Origin of the sequence: Staphylococcus carnosus, assembly GCF_900458435.1 — a bacterium.
GTDB classification, from domain to species: Bacteria; Bacillota; Bacilli; order Staphylococcales; family Staphylococcaceae; genus Staphylococcus; species Staphylococcus carnosus.
The window spans coordinates 1518392-1539753 of record NZ_UHCT01000001.1 but is presented as its reverse complement, the minus strand read 5'-3'; the positions used below and the strand labels follow the sequence as shown (position 1 = coordinate 1539753).

18 protein-coding genes and 1 pseudogene are annotated in these 21362 nt (G+C 34.3%); 11 read left to right on the top strand and 8 right to left on the bottom strand.

Translation table 11 applies throughout. The annotated features are described in order from the left end of the window. Positions 1-21 precede the first annotated feature (21 nt). Positions 22-1116 (bottom strand): prephenate dehydrogenase, encoded by a 1095-nt coding sequence (locus tag DYE31_RS07440; protein ID WP_115314375.1) that lies wholly within the window; start codon positions 1114-1116, stop codon positions 22-24. 135 nt (positions 1117-1251) lie between these two features. Between DYE31_RS07440 and DYE31_RS07435 the strand changes: the two genes are divergently transcribed. The 10 genes from DYE31_RS07435 (at position 1252) to DYE31_RS07390 (ending at position 12047) form a co-directional block, all read left to right on the top strand. Continuing rightward, entirely contained in the window at positions 1252-2292 is a 1041-nt protein-coding gene (locus DYE31_RS07435) for a M42 family metallopeptidase (RefSeq protein ID WP_015900260.1), read from the top strand. Positions 2293-2844: 552 nt separating this feature from the next. Beyond that, positions 2845-4254 (top strand): anthranilate synthase component I, encoded by a 1410-nt coding sequence (locus DYE31_RS07430; RefSeq protein ID WP_015900261.1) that lies wholly within the window; start codon positions 2845-2847, stop codon positions 4252-4254. Beyond that, positions 4251-4874, top strand: a complete 624-nt coding sequence (locus DYE31_RS07425) for an anthranilate synthase component II (protein ID WP_015900262.1) — start codon at positions 4251-4253, stop codon at positions 4872-4874. Before DYE31_RS07430 ends, DYE31_RS07425 begins: the two co-directional genes overlap by 4 nt. Then, positions 4819-5835 (top strand): anthranilate phosphoribosyltransferase, encoded by a 1017-nt coding sequence (gene trpD / locus DYE31_RS07420; protein ID WP_015900263.1) that lies wholly within the window; start codon positions 4819-4821, stop codon positions 5833-5835. The genes DYE31_RS07425 and trpD overlap by 56 nt, the downstream gene beginning before the upstream one ends. Then, entirely contained in the window at positions 5819-6595 is a 777-nt protein-coding gene (gene trpC, locus DYE31_RS07415; RefSeq protein ID WP_041612971.1) for an indole-3-glycerol phosphate synthase TrpC, read from the top strand. Before trpD ends, trpC begins: the two co-directional genes overlap by 17 nt. Before the next feature lie 4 nt (positions 6596-6599). After that, positions 6600-7229, top strand: a complete 630-nt coding sequence (locus DYE31_RS07410) for a phosphoribosylanthranilate isomerase (protein ID WP_015900265.1) — start codon at positions 6600-6602, stop codon at positions 7227-7229. Then, positions 7226-8455 carry a tryptophan synthase subunit beta gene (gene trpB / locus DYE31_RS07405; protein ID WP_015900266.1) on the top strand — a complete coding sequence of 410 codons (1230 nt, stop codon included), beginning with the start codon at positions 7226-7228 and terminating at the stop codon, positions 8453-8455. Before DYE31_RS07410 ends, trpB begins: the two co-directional genes overlap by 4 nt. After that, positions 8448-9200, top strand: coding sequence for a tryptophan synthase subunit alpha (gene trpA / locus DYE31_RS07400; protein ID WP_015900267.1), 753 nt, complete (start codon positions 8448-8450; stop codon positions 9198-9200). Before trpB ends, trpA begins: the two co-directional genes overlap by 8 nt. Positions 9201-9504: 304 nt before the next feature. Next, entirely contained in the window at positions 9505-10761 is a 1257-nt protein-coding gene (locus tag DYE31_RS07395) for an aminoacyltransferase (protein ID WP_015900268.1), read from the top strand. A 26-nt stretch (positions 10762-10787) separates the two neighbouring features. Then, the gene (locus DYE31_RS07390) at positions 10788-12047 is read left to right on the top strand and encodes an aminoacyltransferase (RefSeq protein ID WP_046099358.1); all 1260 of its coding nucleotides are present in this window, start codon (positions 10788-10790) and stop codon (positions 12045-12047) included. Positions 12048-12204: 157 nt separating this feature from the next. Here the strand turns inward: DYE31_RS07390 and DYE31_RS07385 are convergent, their stop codons facing one another. The 7 genes and pseudogenes from DYE31_RS07385 to DYE31_RS07355 all read right to left on the bottom strand — a co-directional run bounded on the left by DYE31_RS07385 (position 12205) and on the right by DYE31_RS07355 (position 19378). Beyond that, positions 12205-12726, bottom strand: a complete 522-nt coding sequence (locus tag DYE31_RS07385; protein ID WP_015900270.1) for an HdeD family acid-resistance protein — start codon at positions 12724-12726, stop codon at positions 12205-12207. A 1401-nt stretch (positions 12727-14127) separates the two neighbouring features. Then, positions 14128-14820 carry an ABC transporter ATP-binding protein gene (locus DYE31_RS07380; protein ID WP_015900271.1) on the bottom strand — a complete coding sequence of 231 codons (693 nt, stop codon included), beginning with the start codon at positions 14818-14820 and terminating at the stop codon, positions 14128-14130. After that, on the bottom strand, positions 14813-15598 hold the full coding sequence (locus DYE31_RS07375; protein WP_015900272.1) for an ATP-binding cassette domain-containing protein: 786 nt from the start codon (positions 15596-15598) through the stop codon (positions 14813-14815). Before DYE31_RS07375 ends, DYE31_RS07380 begins: the two co-directional genes overlap by 8 nt. Then, complete coding sequence (nikC, locus tag DYE31_RS07370; protein WP_015900273.1) at positions 15591-16406, bottom strand: nickel transporter permease; 816 nt, start codon at positions 16404-16406, stop codon at positions 15591-15593. The genes DYE31_RS07375 and nikC overlap by 8 nt, the downstream gene beginning before the upstream one ends. After that, on the bottom strand, positions 16403-17389 hold the full coding sequence (gene nikB, locus DYE31_RS07365) for a nickel ABC transporter permease (RefSeq protein ID WP_174221507.1): 987 nt from the start codon (positions 17387-17389) through the stop codon (positions 16403-16405). The genes nikC and nikB overlap by 4 nt, the downstream gene beginning before the upstream one ends. Continuing rightward, a pseudogene (gene nikA, locus DYE31_RS07360) lies at positions 17389-18871 on the bottom strand (nickel ABC transporter substrate-binding protein). Before nikA ends, nikB begins: the two are co-directional and overlap by 1 nt. Positions 18872-19033: 162 nt before the next feature. Beyond that, positions 19034-19378, bottom strand: a complete 345-nt coding sequence (locus DYE31_RS07355) for a hypothetical protein (RefSeq protein ID WP_015900277.1) — start codon at positions 19376-19378, stop codon at positions 19034-19036. A 167-nt stretch (positions 19379-19545) separates the two neighbouring features. Between DYE31_RS07355 and pepF the strand changes: the two genes are divergently transcribed. Next, entirely contained in the window at positions 19546-21360 is a 1815-nt protein-coding gene (pepF, locus tag DYE31_RS07350) for an oligoendopeptidase F (RefSeq protein WP_015900278.1), read from the top strand. The last annotated feature ends 2 nt before the right edge of the window (positions 21361-21362 follow it).

Here is a 21362-nt window from a genome sequence, read left to right as displayed (position 1 = left end):
AACGAGCTAAATGCGGTGTTTCTATAGACTATAAGTGTCAAATTCATGTAATGATTTTATTCCAGATTCGCGATCTTCAGGAGATTTGAAACTAATGCGTAGTGCACCATAGATATCTTCTCGGGCTTCTACAATATTTATGTTACTTATAGAAATATTATGTAAACCCAAGATAGAAGTGACTTTGCTGATCATACCTGGTTCATCAGGGATGTCGACATAGAGTTCATAAGAACTAGACACCGCACCAGGTGTTTTAGCAGGCAATTGATTGCGGTAGTTGCGTGCATTTTCAAAGAATTGATAGATGCCATCACTATCTTCAGATTCGATTTGTGTTGCTAATATCGAGAGTTGCTTTTGCCATTCGCGTATACCTTCAAGAATATAAGATTTATTTTCATGCATGATATCTCTCCACATTTCTGGGCTGCTGCTTGCAATGCGGGTAATATCACGAAATCCTCCAGCCGCTAATTGTTGAATCAAAGGGGAGTCTTGTTTGTGATCTCGACTTAAATTAACTAAAGAAGAAGCTGCAATATGCGGGATATGGCTTACTATGCTTGTTACAAAATCATGTTCAGAAGGGGATGTAGCAATAATTTTTGCGCGTGTTGCTTGTAAAAGATTTTGGATTTTTTCTGATGCTGCATCATTTTCTGGTTCAGAGTGTACAAGAACGTAATAAGCATTTTCAAATAAATTCTTTTTCGCATTCAAGATACCTGATTTATGGCTGCCTGCCATCGGATGTCCGCCCACCAAGTGAATATCTTGTGCTAATAATTGTTTTTCAAAATTTTGGATAGTTCCTTTGGTACTGCCTGTATCTGTGACGATTAAACCAGGCTTAGTCTTCATTTCAGATAAATTTTGTAAATACTTAACAGTTTGTTGAACTGGTGTAGCATAGATAATAATATCTGCTTCAGCAGCTGCTTCTTTATAGTCTTCTGCTTTTTTATCAATTAAACCGATTGAAAGTGCTTTATCTAACTGGCTGGGGTTTGAATCGTAGGCTGAGATTTGAGTATCTTCTTGATAGTATTGAAGATTACTAGCGAGACTGCCTCCAATTAAACCCAGACCTACAAACAAAATATTTTGTGTCAAAAGACTCACCTCTGTCAAAATTTTCAGAATAGCAATATTATAGAGTAAATAATCTGAGGATGCAAGTAGGAATAAAGTGAATTCAATTTCTATTTTCGTTTTAAATCGGTACAATAACTATAAGGAGGGATTAAATTGGCGAAACAAATTTTAGAAACAATCAAAACGTTAACTGAAATTCCAAGTCCATCAGGAGATGCTTACAAAGCCATTGATTATGTGAAGGATTTTGCAGAAGAATTAGGATATCCGACGAGCGTTACAAATAAGGGTGCTTTAATGATTACTGTACAAGGGGAAAATGATGTAGAACAACGTTGTATTACAGCGCATGTTGATACACTGGGTGCAATGGTAAAAGAAATTAAAGAAGACGGCCGCTTAGCCATTGATTTAATCGGTGGTTATGCTTATAACGCAATCGAAGGTGAATATTGTACAATTCATACGGATTCAGGAAAAACATACACAGGTACAATTTGTCTGCATGAAACTTCTGTTCATGTTTATAGAGATAACCAAAATATTCCTAGAAATCAAGAACATATGGAAGTTCGAATTGATGCAGTGACACATAACGATGAAGATACACGTAAGTTAGGCATCGAAGTAGGTGATTTTATTAGTTTAGATCCTAGAACAGAAATTACTGAAAATGATTTCATCAAATCTCGCCACTTAGACGATAAAGCAAGTGTAGCGATGATTATGGATTTCTTGAAAGAAAATAAAGAACATGGAAAAGAGCTGCCTTATACAACACATTTTTATATTTCAAATAACGAAGAAATCGGCTATGGAGCAAATGCTTCAATTCCAAACAAAGTCGTAGAATATATTGCTTTTGACATGGGTGCATTAGGTGACGGCCAAACTTCAGATGAGTACACGGTATCAATCTGTGCTAAAGATGCCTCTGGACCTTATCATAAAAAATTACGTCAACACTTAACGCAATTATGCGAGACAAACAAAATCCCTTATAAAGTAGATATTTATCCGTATTATGGATCAGATGCTTCAGCGGCATTACGCTCAGGTGCCGATGTAAAACATGGTTTGTTCGGTGCAGGCATTGAATCTTCTCATGCTCTAGAGCGTACACATATCACATCAATTGAAGCAACACAGGCGCTATTAAAGGCTTATATCTTTTCTGATATGGTGGAAGATTAAAATATAATTGTTAGTTTTTTGTAAAGATGACAGAAAATTTAGAGTTGAGTGTTGACATTCTATAAAACCAAGTGTAAGATACTAACTACATTATTAAAAAATTAAAAGTAAACGTAGCTGATATGTTTTGTAGCACTCAGAAAACTGATGGTTGATGTAAATCAGTACAGCATATTATGTGAATTGGGCTTTTGATAGAATGCTTAAAACTTAAATACTAGAATGAGAACATTTTAAATGTTGAACTAAGGTGGCACCACGGTAACACGTCCTTATTGGGAATAGTGTTATTGTGGTGTTTTTTATATTAAAAGGAAATACAGTGATGAGATAAAATGAAGTAGATCAGCAGATAAGAGAATTCAGAAAGTTAGTGGTGGATGCGAACTAACCTCTCTGCTGAACGAATTGGGTTTTATTGGAAGCTGCAAATTAAATCGGGAAATGAGTGAGCAGTTATGACTAACTGCTAACAAAGGTGGTACCGCGCAGAAAGCGTCCTTGTTTAAATACAAGGGCGCTTTTTTGTCGCCGAAAGGAGAGAATAGGTAAATGGAAGTTGTATACGATAGATTGAATGCAGATATTACACCAGAAGCATTAGCACAATTAAGAGATAAGAAAATTATTTTAGAAAGCGCAAGTCAAAACAAAACGAAGGGGCGCTATTCAGTAGTTGCTTTCGATATATACGGTGATGTAACACTTACAGAAGATAAACTAATAATACGTACACCAGATGAAACGATAACAGAAACTGAAGCACCTTATGAAAAATTAAAAGATTATGTTCAAAAATATTATGCTGAAGTTGAAGATGAGGAATTAAAAGATTTGCCTTTCATTTCTGGTTTTATTGGATCTTGCAGTTTCGACTTAGTCAGACACGAGTTCCCAGTATTAAAACGACGTGAAATCAATTCAGACCTAGAACAAACTGATGTAAAATTAAACATGGTTGAGAATGTATATGTATTCGATCACTATAAAGAATATCTTTATGTAATATCTACCAACTTATTCTCTAAAGAACATAAAGGTGAAGTAAAACAGCGTGTACAAAACCAAGTACAAGCATTACAGGACATTGTGTTGTATCAGCCTGACACTTCATTTCATGCAAGTCAAAAGGAGATAATTCCGAATATTCCTGATAATCAGTTTATTCAGACAGTTTCTCGTTTCAAACAACTTATTACAGAAGGTGACATGTTCCAAGTCGTACCTTCTAGAATATATCGATATAAACATGAATTCGGAGACAAGCTGCAACCATTATCTTATCAACTTTATCGAAAATTGAAACGACAAAATCCTAGTCCATATATGTATTATTTAAATATTGATAATCCAATTATTGTAGGAAGTTCGCCAGAAAGTTTCGTCAAAGTAAAAAATAATGAAGTTGTTACAAATCCAATTGCTGGAACGATTAAACGTGGTGCTACTAACGAAGAAGATGAAGCAAATGCAGCTCAATTATTAAGTGATGAAAAAGAATTAAGCGAACATCGTATGTTAGTCGACTTAGGACGTAATGACATTCATAGAGTGAGTCAAACAGGTACATCAAAAATTGAACGATTGATGGAAATTGAAAAATATGAACATGTCATGCATATCGTAAGTGTAGTTACAGGTCAGTTAAAAGAAAAGACTTCGCCAATGGATATCATCGCAAGCTTATTGCCGACAGGAACAGTATCAGGTGCACCTAAGTTAAGAGCAATCGAACGTATTTATGAAGTGCATCCATATAAAAGAGGCGTTTATAGCGGAGGTGTTGGTTACATTAACTGTAATCACGATTTAGATTTTGCATTAGCTATTCGTACAATGCTGATTGATGACACATACGTCAATGTGGAAGCAGGTTGCGGTGTGGTATATGACTCAGTTCCAGAAAAAGAATTGCAAGAAACATTGTTGAAAGCCAAAAGCTTATTGGAGGTTACACCATGATTTTGATAATAGATAATTACGATTCATTTACTTATAACTTAGTAGATATAGCCGCAGGTTTTACAGATGTAGTAGTGAAATATCCAGATGATCCAACGGTATTTGATTTGAATCCGGACGGTATTATTATTTCACCAGGACCTGGGCACCCAGAAGATACAGAAGATTTAAAAAATATCATTGATCATTATCATGAATTACCGATACTTGGCATATGTTTAGGTTCGCAAGCACTGACTTGTTATTACGGCGGAAAAGTAGTTCAAGGAGAGACAGTGCTGCACGGTAAAATTGATACCATGCATCAAACAAAACAAACAGTTTTATATGAAAACTTACCAGAGTCATTTAAAATCATGCGATATCACAGTCTGATTAGTGACCCGGAAACGTTTCCTGAAGTATTGGAAATTACAGGTGAAACTGCTGATTGTATTCAATCTTTTGCACATAAACAATATCCGCATTACGGAATTCAGTACCATCCAGAATCATTTGCTACAGAACATGGAGCCGATATTATTCAAAATTTCATTCAAAGTGTAGAGAAAGGGGCACATCGCCATGACACTCATTCAAAAAATTCAACAGCAAAACAACTTAACACAGCAGGACATTAACGAATTTATTCAGACATTGATCAACCCTGATATTGAAAATGAAGAAAAAGCTTCATTGTTATCTGAATATACGAATCGACCATTAAATCAAGTTGAAGTGACATATTTAGTACAAGCAATGATTCAAACAATGTATCCGGTTCAACCAGTGTACCCTGAAGCAATGTGTGTTTGTGGAACAGGCGGCGATAAATCAAATAGTTTCAATATCTCTACAACAGTTTCTTTCGTAGTTGCAGCAGCAAATGTGAACGTACTTAAACATGGTAATAAAAGTATCACTTCCGCTTCAGGCAGCAGTGATTTACTCAACAAAATGGGAATTGCAGCAACGCATGTTCCAGATGTAGAAGGTAGAATGAATGAGACAGGTTTAGCATTCTTAAATGCAACTGATACTTATCCTGTAATGAAACACATTCAACCAATTCGAAAAATGATGGATGGACCAACTATTTTTAATATTTTAGGACCCATGATTCATCCATACAAATTAGATTATCAGGTAGTTGGTGTCTTTAACCCGGATTTCGTTAAAGCAATGGCAGAGACACTCTATGATTTGAAACGTAAACGTGCGATTGTATTACACGGAGCTAACGGCATGGATGAAGCAACATTATCAGGAGATAATCTCATTTATGAAGTAAATCAAGAAACAGGTGTAACATCATACTATTTAAACGCAGAAGACGTCGGTTTAAAACCAGCAGCAAACGGAACACTTAGAGGCGGTACACCTGCTGAAAATTTAGAAATCACATTAGACATACTGACAGGCAAAGATCATTCAAGTAAACGTGATGTTGTTGTTTTGAATGCGGGTATTGCTTTATATGTATCTGAAAAAGCAGATTCTATCAAAGAAGGGGTGCAACTTGCACAACAACTTATAGACGATGGAAAAGCATTTGAACAATACAAGAAAACAGGAGGCCAAGTGTATGACCATATTGGATGATATTGTCGCATATAAAAAAGAATTACTTGAAGATGGCTATTATGATGACTTATTAAGAAGTTTGCCATATACAGATGTAAGATATAAGAAAAAATTAAGCACACGATTAGCAGAAAGAGATCGCTTATCAGTGATTGCAGAGATTAAATCTAAAAGTCCTTCAGTACCTGTATTGCCTAATCGCGACTTAACAAAGCAAGTTAAAGAATATGAAGAGTATGGTGCTCAAGCCATTTCAGTACTGACAGACGAGTATTACTTTGGCGGAAGTTATGAGAGATTGAATAAACTTACAAAAGAAACAGATTTACCAGTACTATGTAAAGATTTCATGATTGAACCCATTCAAATTGACGTTGCATATAAAGCAGGTGCTTCAGTCATATTGCTTATCGTTAACATTTTAACTGATGATCAAATGCATGAATTATATCAATACGCTAAATCTTTAGGATTAGATGTATTAGTAGAAGTGCACAGTAAACAAGAACTGCGCCGTGCATATGATTTACATCCTGAAATTATCGGTGTTAACAACCGTGACCTAACACGATTTGTAACAAACGTCGAACACACTAATGAAATTTTGGAAAATAAACGCAAAGGATTCTACTATATTTCAGAAAGCGGTATTCATAATAAAGAAGATGTCGAAAAAATTGTAGGTTCAGGAATTGACGGTATATTAGTCGGAGAATCGCTGATGAAATGCGATAATCTTTCTGAATTTCTACCAAGCTTGCAATTAACAAAGGAGTGACACGATGTTCTTAAAATATTGCGGCTTTCAAACACAAGATGATATTAAATATGCAGTTGAACAACATATCGATGCCATTGGATTTATTCATTATCCTAAAAGTAAACGGCATCAATCTATCGATGAAATCGAGATACTTAGTAATTTAGTTCCAGATACTATTTATAGAGTGGCAGTTGTCGTAAATCCAACTGACGATATTATAAATCAGTTGCTAAGCAGGACAAATATTAATGCTATCCAGTTTCATGGAGATGAAGATAGGGAGATGCTGCGATGGTGCAAAAACAAATATCCTGATGTCAAAATCATCAAAGCATTGCCTGCTGATGATACATTGTCTAAGCGTATACAGCAATATAAAGAAGAAGCAGATTTATTTATTATTGATACGCCCTCTATTCACTACGGCGGTACGGGACAATCATTTGATTGGCAAGTTTTAGAAGAAATCCAAGATGTTCCATATTTAGTCGCAGGCGGAATGACAAAGGAGAAAATCCAACAGTTTGAAGCATTGCATTTAAATGCTGCAGGTTATGACATTGCAAGCGGAATCGAAACAAATGGATCTAAAGACCCAATGAAAATGAAAGAAATCTCAGAGTATATAAAAGGAGAGAAACAAATATGACTAAAGACACAAAACAACCCATTCAAACAGAAGTAGATGAACTAGGATTTTTCGGAGAATACGGTGGACGTTATGTTCCAGAAACATTAATGCCAGCTATTCAAGAATTAAGACAAGCATATGAAGAAGCTAAAGATGATCCAGCATTCCAAGAAGAATTAGCAGGTTACTTAAAAGACTATGTAGGACGTGCTACTCCGCTTACTTATGCTGATTCATATACAAAACAACTTGGCGGTGCAAAAATTTATTTGAAACGTGAAGACTTGAACCACACAGGTGCACACAAAATCAACAATGCATTAGGCCAAGCGTTGCTTGCTAAACGAATGGGCAAAAAGAAATTAGTTGCTGAAACAGGCGCAGGACAACATGGTGTTGCAAGTGCAACAGTAGCTGCATTATTTGATATGGAGCTTGTTGTATTTATGGGAGAAGAAGATATTCAACGCCAAGCATTGAATGTTTTCAGAATGGAATTATTAGGCGCAAAAGTAGTTTCAGTCACTGATGGTCAAGGTACATTATCAGATGCTGTAAACAAGGCACTGCAATATTGGGTCAGTCATGTTGAAGACACTCACTATTTATTAGGATCAGCACTGGGACCAGATCCATTCCCAACTATGGTGCGTGATTTCCAAAGTGTCATCGGCAGTGAAATTAAAGAACAATTACAAGAAAAAGAAGGGCGTTTGCCGGATGCAGTGGTAGCATGTGTAGGCGGCGGTTCTAATTCAATCGGTACATTCTATCCATTTGTTGAAGATGAAAGTGTGAAATTATATGGCGTGGAAGCAGCAGGTGACGGTGAAGATACAGACAAGCATGCACTTGCAATCGGTAAAGGTTCTGTAGGTGTATTGCATGGTACTAAAATGTATCTTTTACAAAACGAAGAAGGACAAATTGGTCTTGCACATTCTATTTCTGCAGGATTAGATTACCCTGGTATCGGACCTGAACACAGCTATTATAGTGATATCGGTCGTGCTGAATATCCAAGTGCTTCAGATGATGAAGCGATGGAAGCATTAGTACGCTTCACTAAAGCAGAAGGTATTATTCCAGCTATTGAAAGTGCGCATGCGTTAAGTTATGTAGAAAAATTAGCACCAACAATGGATAAAGATGAAATTATTGTTGTAACAGTTTCTGGACGCGGAGATAAAGATATGGATACTATCAGAAAATATATGAAAGAAAGAGGTGCTGATAATGAGTAAATTATTCATTCCTTATATCATGGGCAATAAAGATTTTATTTCTAATTTAAAAGTACTAAGTGATGAAGGTGCAGACATTGTAGAAATTGGTTTGCCATTCTCTGATCCAGTTGCTGACGGACCAACGATTATGGAAGCAGGCAATAAAGCGATTGAAGAAGGTATGAATGCACGCAAAATTTTACAAGAGTTGAAAGCACATAAAGATGAATTGAAGGATACAAAATATGTATTAATGACATATTACAATATTATCTTGCACTATGGTGAAGAACAATTCATCAAAGATTGTGAAGCAGCTGGCGTGTATGGTTTAATTATTCCTGATTTACCATTTGAATTAGGAGAGCAGTTGAAAGAACGTTTTAAAGACAGCAGTGTCAAAATCATTTCATTGATTGCAATGACCGCTTCTGATGACCGTATTCAAAAGATTGCACAACATGCTGATGGTTTCATTTACACAGTTACAATGAATGCAACAACTGGAGAAAATGGCCAGTTCCACCCAGAACTGCAAAGTAAAATTGAGTACATTCAAAAAAATGCAGATGTTCCTGTCGTAGCTGGATTCGGAATCAGAAATCCAGAACAAGTATCGACACTATCTGAATTTACAGATGGCATCGTCATCGGTAGTGAAATTGTAAAACGTTTTGCCAATGATAGCGAAACGTCAATCAGACAATACTTGCAAAGTATTCGTCGTGCATTGGATGAAACAAAAGCAGCAGCAAACTCATAATATATATAAAACAAGAGGTTGGAAAAGTGATATTCCAGCCTCTTTTTTAGGTGTTATCATAAGCAACATACCCTAGCTGCATGTTATGATAGAAGAACAGGGAAAATATGAAATATTAATCTGACACTAACAATGACGAAAAATTAATGTTGTAGTATTGCACCTAATACATAAAAATTCATTCCTTACTTTGAATGGTTTCAATTTTAGTTTTTTATACGGGTATTGTATAATGGTTAAGATTGAATTTAATAGTTGCAAATGATAAATAAAATAGAGAATACGAATTAGGAGTTATTAAAATATGAAGTTTACCAATTTAACTACAGCTGAATTCGGAGCATTTACAGATCAAATGCCATACAGTCATTTTACACAAATGGTTGGCAATTATGAGTTGAAAGTTGCTGAAGGAACTGAAACACATCTTGTAGGTGTGAAAGATAACGATGACAATGTTATTGCAGCTTGCTTACTCACAGCTGTACCAGTGATGAAATTCTTTAAATATTTCTATTCAAATAGAGGACCTGTAATCGATTATGAAAACAAAGAACTTGTTCACTATTTCTTTAGAGAATTAAAAGCTTATGTTAAGCAATACAATGCATTATATATGCGTGTCGATCCATATTTGCCATACCAATACCGCAATCATGACGGTGAAATTACTGGTAATGCAGGCAATGATTGGATCTTTGATAAAATGGAAGAATTAGGCTATCATCATCAAGGTTTTACTACAGGATTTGACCCGATTATTCAAATTCGTTTCCACTCAGTATTAGACTTAAAAGATAAATCACCGCAAGATGTATTGAAGGGTATGGATAGTCTGCGTAAACGTAATACGAAAAAAGTAAAACGTAATGGTGTTAAAATCCGCTTCTTAGGCGAAGAAGATATGGATATTTTCCGCGGCTTCATGGAAGATACGGCAGAAGCTAAAGACTTTGATGACCGTGAAGATGCTTTTTATTACCACAGACTAAAACATTATAAAGATCGTGTGCTTGTACCGATGGCATACATTGACTTCGATGAATACTTGAAAGAATTGGGAACTGAGCAAAATAATTTAGAGAAAGAAATTAACAAAGCCGTTAAAGATCTTAATAAAAATCCAGATAATCAAAAAGCAGCGAAAAAGAAAGAAAATCTAGAAAAACAATTAGAAGCACATCATCAAAAAGTTGAAGAAGCTAGAGAATTGCAGCAAAAACACGGTAATGAGCTACCGATTTCTGCAGGATTCTTTATTATTAATCCATTTGAAGTTGTATATTATGCTGGCGGTACAGCCAATGAGTTCCGTCATTTTGCAGGCAGTTACGCTGTACAATGGGAAATGATCAATTATGCAATTCAACATGGTATTGATCGTTATAACTTCTATGGAATCAGCGGACACTTCACAGAAGATGCTGAAGATGCTGGTGTAGTTAAATTCAAAAAAGGTTTTAACGCAGATGTGATTGAGTATGTTGGAGACTTTATTGCGCCTATCAATAAACCAATGTATAAACTCTATACGACTTTGAAAAAAATCAAAGATAGATAAACATAAGGTAGAAGGGAAATAAATCAATGAAATTTACAGAGTTGACAGTTAAAGAATACGACAATTTTGTTCAAAATCCATCACTCGAAAGCCACTATTTCCAAACTAAAGAGAACATAGGGACGCGTGAAGCTGACGGTTTTGAAGTGGTGTTATTAGGGATTAAGGATGATGACAACCAAGTAATCGCAGCAAGTTTATTCTCTAAAATTCCGACTATGGGAAGTTATGTTTATTATTCAAATCGTGGACCAGTCATGGATTATAGTGATTTAGGTTTAGTAGAATTTTATTTGCGTGAGTTAGAAAAATACTTGCGCCAACACCAATGCCTATATGTGAAGATGGATCCGTATTGGATTTATCAAATCTATGACAAAGATGTTAATCCTTTCCCAAGCCGACAACAAAATGATGCGATTGTAAACTTATTTAAAGCGCATGGTTATCAACACCATGGTTTTACAACACAGTATGATACATCAAGCCAAGTACGTTGGATGGGTGTATTGGACTTAAAAGATCAAACACCTGCATCTATTAAAAAGAAATTTGATAGCCAACGTAAACGTAATATCAATAAAGCCATTAATCATGGAATTAAAGTGAAATTCCTTGGTCCAGACGAGTTAGATCGTTTCTTCAAATTGTATCGTGAAACAGAAGAACGTGCAGGATTTGTATCAAAAACAGATGACTATTTCAAAAACTTTATTGAACATTACGGAGATAAAGTTTTAGTACCTTTAGCTTATATTGATTTAGACGAATACATCAAAACATTGCAAGAAGGGCTTAATGACAAAGAAAGCCGACGCGACCAAATGATGTCAAAAGAAAATAAATCAGATAAACAATTGAAGAAAATAGCTGAACTTGATAAACAAATTGATCATGACCAAAAAGAAATGCTTAAAGCAAGCGAATTACGCCAAACTGATGGTGCTATACTTGATTTAGCAGCAGGTGTTTACTTTACCAATGCATATGAAGTTAACTATTTCTCAGGGGGTTCTTCTGAAAAATATAATCAATATATGGGTCCTTATATGATGCATTGGTATATGATTAACTATTGTTTCGAACATGGTTATGAGCGCTATAACTTTTATGGCTTATCAGGTGATTTCACTGAAAACAGTGAAGACTATGGTGTTTATCGATTTAAACGAGGATTTAATGTACAAATAGAAGAGTTGATTGGGGATTTCTATAAACCAATCCAAAAAGTGAAATATTGGATTTTCACAACATTAGACAAAGTGAGAAAGAAAATTAAAAAGTAACTCAAACTTCTGAAATTAAAGAAGATAAAGCAATGTCGGATGAAAGTAATCATACAACATTGCAATACCTGCGAATCAAAGTAGGGAAGAGAGAATGAAAAAAAGATGCTTTTAAGGGAGATTTACCCCTGAAAGCATCTTTTCTCTATTATTAAGATTAATGTGCAAATGCATCAAAGATATAGTTTATACCGATAAGTAAGAACATTACACCTACGAAGAATGAAACCGCTAAAGCACCTAATAATGGATTGAATAATAAAATGATACCAGCGATAACACCAATAATGTTAATTAATACTGAGAAGAAATGGTACCATTTGCTTGTGCGTTCTTCAGGTGTAACTACAAAAATACCGAGTACAGAACTGAAAATAAACCAGAATGCAAATACATAAACGATAAATGTTGATCCAGCACTTGGGAAAATGATAAGTAAGAGACCGAAAATAACGTTAAGAATACCTAATAGAATTGTCCAACCACCTGATATTCCAACAAATGCTTTTGTTAATCTTCTGAAAAAGATTTCCATAATACCATTAGCAATAAAGAAAATACCAATAAGCCAAGTAATCGCAACAATGTTTTGAATTGGGAAACTAACAGCTAAAATAGCTACAATAACAAATAAGATCCCAATAATGATACTTGACCATCTTATGTTTTTTGTTGACATAAATATAAACACCTCTTTATAAAAGTTTATATTCAAGGAATACCCTTTAAATGAATTAGTATGTAAAAATAAAGTAAAAAAACGTGAAAAATGTGTCTTTTTAGTGAATAAAGAATACTTTTTGTTGATAGATTTGATAGAAAGCTAAACTATAGAATGATGATAAATATGTTCAAACTAGCAGTACTGAGTCTTGCTGTTGATCATAAATAAAAACATAACATTGCTTTAAAGTGCAAATTAAAAGTTGCAAATAACAACATTTAATAAAGGAATAAATATAACTATATCTATGTTATGTAAACTATAGTAGATATAATTTTTTTCTTTTCAAACTGTGGTTTAGGATTTAGTAACATTGATTATTGCGTGTGTTCAACTATATTGCAGCAATATTGACGGTATTGCATCTATTGCAATTAGAAAACCGGGCCTTCAAAACAAGCTTTTGACAATAAAACGTTCAATTGTGTGTAATATTGGTATCTGAGTCCATATAACATATTGATTGATGTATTAAATCAAATCACAGCAATTCATTGTTATAGATATATAGATACAGTATAAATACAATGTAAACAGTTATGTATCAAAATTTTGGTATGATTTAGGATGCTGAGAGAACGCCTGAGTTGCATTGAGAAATACTTGAGATGGATATTTGTACGTTGACGGTTACAATTAGAATTGCATGATGAGACACAAAAATGAATTTCAGTAAGTATGTTATGGAACTTCATTTAAAGCCATAGATCTAACAAGTTATTAATGAAAACAAGCTGAGCTGTTGATGAAATTTTAAAAGAAGCTTCGAGAACTTAATTTGTAAGTAACTGTGCGTGTTGAAGTTAAATCATAAGTATCAACATAAAAATCAGCGCTAAAAATGAAATATAGATTGTATTAGTAAAAACAACAGAAAGATAGATTGTATTAGTAAAAACAACAGAAAGATAGAGATATGGAGCAATTATTTTTCTTTTCCTTATTTTAGTTTACATAATATATATTATAGGAAGTTATATATAGAACGAGAGAGAGTGCTTTGCATATCCCTATTTATATGTGTATGTCTTATTTTGTATTGTTGTTCAGCTTTTATTTAACTACATATTAGCGAACTCTATTTCTTGTTACTCATGTGTTTGTAATTACATAGCCATGAGGTTTACGTTTCGACTATATCGATATGGAATCGCAACTATAATGGTATATAACGATATATGTAAATCAGTTATAAAACGACATGTATAAGGTACGTATATAAAGTTATATGAATAACTCAGTTAATGATATAGATGCTATAAGTGTATGTGTCTTAAAACTTCATTTAGTTTACATAATCTAAAATACACTATTAAAAACACACCAGATTCTCATATATCCGGTGTGTTTGCAGTATTATTCTTGATAAACATCTATTAAGGCTTTGGTATAATCATCACGTTCTGCACTAAATATATCTTTTGTTTTGAAATCATCCACAATTGTACCATTATTTAACACAATCATACGATCAACAATTTGATTAAGTACTGCAATATCATGCGAAATGATAATCATCGTAGATTGCTGTTCTTTATGAATGTCTTTTAGTATATCGATTAATTTACGTTCAGCATTTACATCTAAACTCGCTGTTATTTCATCACAAATCAAGATGTCTGGTTGCAACATTACTGTTCTCAACACATTAAAACGCTGTAACTGGCCGCCGCTGATTTGATCTGGATATCTGTTTAGTAATAATGTATCTAAATTCAACTTTTTCATAAGCGGTAATACAATTTGATCAAAAGCATTTTCAGCATTTGCGTAGTATTTCAATGGTTCTTCAATGGCTGTTCTTAGCTGTTGTCTAGGATTAAAACTTTGAGTTGCTTGTTGGAAAATAGGCAGAATCCGATTAGTAGAGCTTTCAATCACACCTTGATCAGGTTGTAATTCGCCTAAAATTAAATCCATCAGCGTACTTTTTCCAGAACCACTCTCCCCTATAACCCCGATTAACTCCCCCGCCGGTACAGTGAGGTTAATATGCGTTAATACTTCTTGGTCAGGATAAGAAAATGCTACATTTTTAAGTTTAAGCATCATTATCTTCCTTTCTGATCAATTGACTGCGGGCGTTAAACAATTTTTTGGTATATGGATTTATTGATGCGCTATTAAAGTAATCTAAAGACCCATGTTCTATGATTTTACCATCATTAATAACGTGAATGTTATCAGCATATTTTAAGACATGTGAAAGGTTATGTGTAATAAGAAGCAGCGTTGTGTTGTGTTCTTTAGCGATATGTTGTAACAGTTCCATAATACGATTGCCATTAATCACATCCAAAGCAGCTACAGGTTCATCTGCAATCACTAATTCAGGCTCTAACATTAAAACACTTGCGATATACACTCTTTCTAATTGTCCTCCTGACAACATAAAACGGTATTTTCCTAATATTTCTTCACTGTCTAAATTGACCCATCCGAGCGCCCTTTTGATTTGTTTGAGTGCTTCTTCTTTGGATGTATCACGATGTGTACGATATATCGCTATTAATTGTTTTTTTAATTTAGTGTGATCGTTAAAGCTGCTAGCATAATTTTGAGAAATATAGCCGATTTTGCTGCCTAGTAAATGCCTTACATTTTGTACCGGCTGTCCTTGGTATAAATAACTGTCGAACGACACAGTCAAATCGGTTGGATATTGCTGTACGAGTGCACCAACAGTTAAACTTTTGCCTGATCCACTTTCACCAATCAATACATTGACTTTATTTTTTAGGATATCTATATTTAAACCTTTGATAAGAAACTCTCCATCTCTATCTGTAATGTTTAAATTATGCAACTGCAAGAGATATTCAGTCATATAAATCCCTCTTTTCAGATAATCTGTCACGTAATGCATCACCGGCTAAATTGAATAATAATATTGTTAATGCAATCATGAAGGCAGGCGCAGTGAGCATAATCGGGTGTTGTGTAAGGAAATCTCTGCCTGCTGAAAGCATCGCACCCCATTCTGGAGATGGCGGTTGTGCGCCTAATCCTAAGAAAGATAGAGACGAAATATATAATATAATTTTACCGACATCTACAATCATTAACACGATTAATGATGGAATGACTTGCGGTAAAAGATGTTTGAAAATAATAACACGTGTTGGAGTGTGAAATAAACGTGCGAGTTGAATGTAATGTTTACTCATTTCAGTATTTACAATAGCACGCGTTACTCTTGTATAAGTCATCCAATTAAGTATGGTGATTGCAATCACTAAATTCCAAATACTTGGTTTGAAGAAACTGGCGAAGGCAATCATCAGTACAAACTCTGGAATACCAAGACCGATATCAATGACACGCATAATAATTGTATCAATGATACCTTTTTTATACCCTGCAATAAGTCCTAATGGCACACCAATGATCACAATCATCAAGAGTGTCATAATGGCAATGGCTAAAGTATATCGTGCGCCTACGATAATACGCGCATATAAATCCCTTCCGTAATCATCTGTACCTAACCAATGGTGAAGACTCGGATTTTGCAATGTATCACCTAAATGAACAGTGAGCGCTTTGTCGGTAGATGTAGTGAATTGCAAAATGATTAAGAGCAGTATATAAATGATAAATAAATAGAAAATAAAGTTTTTCCACTTGAATTTCATCGTTGCTTCACCTGCCCTTTACGAGAATTACGTAATCGTGCTTTCTTTTTCAGATGAGTATAACGTTGTTTTGGATCTAAAAAGAGCACTATAATATCAGCGATTGCATTAGAAACAACAACAAAGCAGCCGATCATCAAAACGGCACCTTGTACAACAGGATAATCTCTAGAACGGATGCTTTCTACTAAGAAATAACAGATACCAGGTATATCAAATAAATTTTCAATGACGACAGTACTGCCGATTAATCCACCCACTGACATTCCTAATATAGATATAACAGGTATTAAAGCGGGCTTGAAAATATCTGCAAAAAGGATATAACGCTCTGACATGCCTCGTGCTCTAGAAGCAGCAACTTCTTTACTTTGATATAAATCAATCAAAGTTGAACGCATTAAGCGGACATGATATGCACATAATCCAATACTTAAAGCAATGACAGGCATAATATAACCAGCAGCTGAATCAATGCCTGAAGAAGGCAGCAACTGCATTTTTTGAGAAAAGAGATAGATTAAAATAATACCTAAGAAAAATGAAGGGATACTTACAAAAGCTGACGTTAGTATTCTAATCAGACGATCTAACCAAGTGTGATAATAAACAGCAGCTATTGTGCCTAAACTAACAGAAATTAATAATGTAAGTATTAACGTAAACCCTGCGATGATTAAAGTTGGCGGTGTAAAGTAAAGCAATTCAGACATAACAGGTTCTCCTGTTTGAATACTTGTACCAAAATCTAAATGCAGAATACGTGTAAACCATTCCCACCATTGAATCAATACAGGTTGATTCAATCCTAATTTATCCCTGACGGCATCGATTTTATCTTGAGAAACATTAGCAACATCGATATGAAGTAGTTTATTCACGGGATCTCCAGGTGAAAGTTTCATCAGGATAAAAGTAATGGTAGAAAGGACAAATAATACAATGATCATTTGCCCTAATCTAGAAAGTATTTGTTTAATTATCATTTTTCTTTATCTACCTTGTAATCAATCAAGTAAATGCCTTCAGGTGTAACTTTGAAGTTTTTAACATCTTTATTGATGGCATCAATTTGATCGTTGTACGTAATGTAACTATTCGGTATATCTTTCTTAGATACTTCTAAAATTTCATTTGTAAGCGCGTGACGTTTATTTTTATCAATAGTGTGGTTCAATTCATTAATAAGTTGATCTACCTTCTTATTATGATAATCTCCTTTGTTAACAGCACCATCTTTTTTATAAGCCATATTGAAGAAGTAGCCTGTATCTCCCGCGCGGAATGGTACCAAAGCTATACATTGAAGCCTCCCAGTCTTTTTTATTTTTCAAGAATCCTTCGATATCATCAACGTTTTGTATTTTAATATTGATATTTGCTTTTTTGGCATCTGATTGAATAACTTGCGCAATTTTTGTTAACTCAGGTCGGCCAGAATATGAAGAGACATTTATAGTAAGCGGATGTTTTTTAGAATAGCCCGCTTTTTCCATTAAAGATTTTGCTTCTTTCAAGTTTTGTTTATGTACCTTTTTGTCTTGAATAAAGTCTAATTTTGTATTGAATGGACCCGTAGCTGGTTTTGCGTAATTATCAGCAATTTTAGAAGTGATTTGTTCACGATTAATTACATTATCTAGCGCTTCTCTCACTTCTTTAGTCATTTTTGGACTTGTATGATTATAAAGAAGTAATGAAGTTCTGAATCCGGATGTTGCTTTTAATTCAGCATTTTTAGATGATTTAACTGATTTAATTTTATCAACAGGTACATTTGTTGTAATATCTGTTTTTCCGGATAGAACATGGTCTGTACGCGAACTGCCATCTTCATTAAATGTAACTGCCAGATGTTCTAATTTTGGTTTGCCTTGCCAGTAGTCTTTGTTTTGACTTAAATCGATTTTTTGCGAACGTTTAAAATCTTTAATAGCATAAGGTCCCGTCCCTACAGGTGTCTTTTTCATATCTGATTTAGCTTTTGTATCATATATTGCAGTAAAAGGACTTGCTAATTCTGATACTAATTCCGGGAAAGCCCCTTTTGTTTTAATAGTTACTTCTTGTCCTGAAGATTGAATAGATTGAATTGGTAAGGTTGCTTTCAGCAAATCGCTCTCTTTTAAACCTTTTTCTAAACTATCTTTTACAGCTTGACCTGTTAATTTATGTCCATTTTGGAATTTGATATTATTTTTGAGTGTGAGTTTTAAAGTATCGTCAGAAGGTTGCTCATAGGATTTGACGAGATATGGTTTTATTTTTCCATCAGATGAGGTTTTAAAAAGTGTTTCAGCTGCTCCGATAGAAACGGGTACATCTGTATCATAAGGTGCTAATGTATTTGTTTTTAATGGAAGTTCTATGTTCAGATTGTTGGCTTGATTATGATTTCCCCCACTATTACTGCAGCCGGCAAGAATTAAAGCCCTTGCTGCCGTGGAGCAAATGATTTTTTTCAATTGAATCATCCTTTCTTATCTTCATAACACTATGCTTTAATATTATAATACTAATCAATATTTTTTGAAAGAAAACAATAAATTATAATTTGTTGAGAGTATACTTACACTTTGCAAATAAAAAATAGTAAGGTGTTGTTTTCCCCTACTATTTCTAATGTCTTATTTTCGATTGTGACGGTGTAAACGCTCATGTCGCTCATCCGCTTTACGTTCTGCTTTAGCCAAACGTTTTTCTAATCGTTTTCGTCTCCAGTTTCTTGTGAAATACCAGATTAGAAAGCTTTCAATCAAGCTGATGATTGCCATAAATGCAGCATATCCCAGTAATGGTTGATACGTAATTTTTACAAAGTTAGGGATAAAGAATGCCAGTACCCCTAATATGATAAATGTCGCAATTGCGGGGGCAACCCACTTCCCTAGTGCTAATCCGCCAAATGCAGTAAGTATAAGTACTAGAGCTACTGTAATCCACAAGAAATTAGGCATATCAAATATCGTCATATTGTTTCTCCTCTCATTATTATGAGAATTAATGATTTTCTTTCTTTTCATTGTACCTTAATCTATATTAAATCAAAACCATATAGCAAATGGCGTGAGATGCTTTCATAGTTTGCTTGTTGTATACTTTAATTATATTTAATTCTAAATTGCAGGAGGAATGCAAAATGAGTCAAGGATTACCATTAAGAAAAGATATTCCTGAGCAAGAAAAATGGGATTTGTCTGATTTATTTGAATCAGATGAAGCATTTTATCAAACTTTAGATGATGTATTAAAAACTACAGAGCAATTTAAAGATAAGTACTCTGGACAACTTAATACTGTTGAAAATGTAAAAGCAGCTTTACCTGAATTAAGTGAAATTCTTATTCAAATTGATCGTCTCGGCAATTTTGCAGAGATGCGCTATAGTGTTGATACTACTGATGAAGCTGGACAAAAATTAAGTGCGAAATTAAGTACGTCTTATGGAAAGATTGCAAGCAGACTTGCTTTTGTTGAATCTGAAATATTAGCTTTATCTGATGATCAGCTTGATCAGTTAATTGCAGAAACACCTTATCCGCATTATTTGAAAAAATTGAAAAAGCGTAAACCGCATCAACTTTCATATGAGGTGGAAAAAACGTTAGCAGCACTTTCTCCAACGTTCAGTGCTGCGTATGATATGTATGGTATTACTAAGATGTTGGATATTCATTTTGAAGCATTTGAAGTAGATGAACAACAATATCCTTTAGATTATGCGACATTTGAAAATGAATATGAAGATAATCCGAATACTGAGTTCAGACGTAAAAGTTTCCGCTTTTTCAGCGATGCATTGCGTAAATATCAAAATACAACAGCTGCGATATATAATGCACATGTACAACAAGAAAAAATTGAAGCGGATTTAAGAGGTTATGATTCTGTTATTGATTATTTATTGGAAGAACAAGAAGTAACGCGTGAAATGTATGATCGTCAAATCGATGTTATCATGAGTGAATTAGCTCCTATTATGCAGCGCTATGCTACTTTATTGAAGGAAGTTCATGGTCTTGAAAAAATGAAGTTTGAAGACTTGAAAGTTTCGATTGATCCATCTTATGAACCAGAAATCTCTGTTGAAGATTCTAAGCAGTATATTTTTAATGCATTAAAAGTACTTGGTGATGACTATTTACAAATGGTACAAGATGCATACGAAGATCGATGGATTGATTTTGCTCAGAATAAAGGTAAAGAAACAGGTGCTTATTGTGCAAGTCCATTTGCATCACACAGTTATGTCTTTATTTCTTGGACAGGAAAAATGAATGAAACGTTTGTTCTTGCACACGAATTAGGACATGCTGGTCATTTCAATCTTGCACAAAGTCATCAAAACTTCCTAGAATCTGAAGCATCAATGTATTTTGTTGAGGCACCTTCAACAATGAATGAAATGTTGATGTCTAATTATTTATTTGAAACAAGTGATGATTCTAAGTTTAAGCGTTGGGTTATCGGTTCGATTATTTCACGTACTTATTATCATAATATGGTTACACACTTATTAGAAGCAACCTATCAACGTGAAGTATATCGCTTGGTTGATCAAGGAGAATCATTAACAGCTTCTACATTGAATGAAATCACAAGAAAAGTTTATCAAGATTTCTTTGGTGATGCTGTTGAAATTTCAGATGGTGCTGAATTAACTTGGATGCGCCAACCGCATTACTACATGGGCTTGTATTCTTATACGTATTCAGCTGGATTAACAATTGGTACAGTAATGTCTCAACGTATTAAAAATGAAGGCAAACCCGCTGTTGAAGATTGGTTGAATACCTTAAAAGCTGGCGGCAGTATGTCCCCTGTTGACTTAGCAAAAACTGCAGGTATAGATATTACAACAGATGCACCATTAAGAGAAACAATTTCTTACATTGGCTCTTTAGTTGATGAATTGGAAGTACTTACTAAAGAAATTGAGAAAGAAAATAAATAACT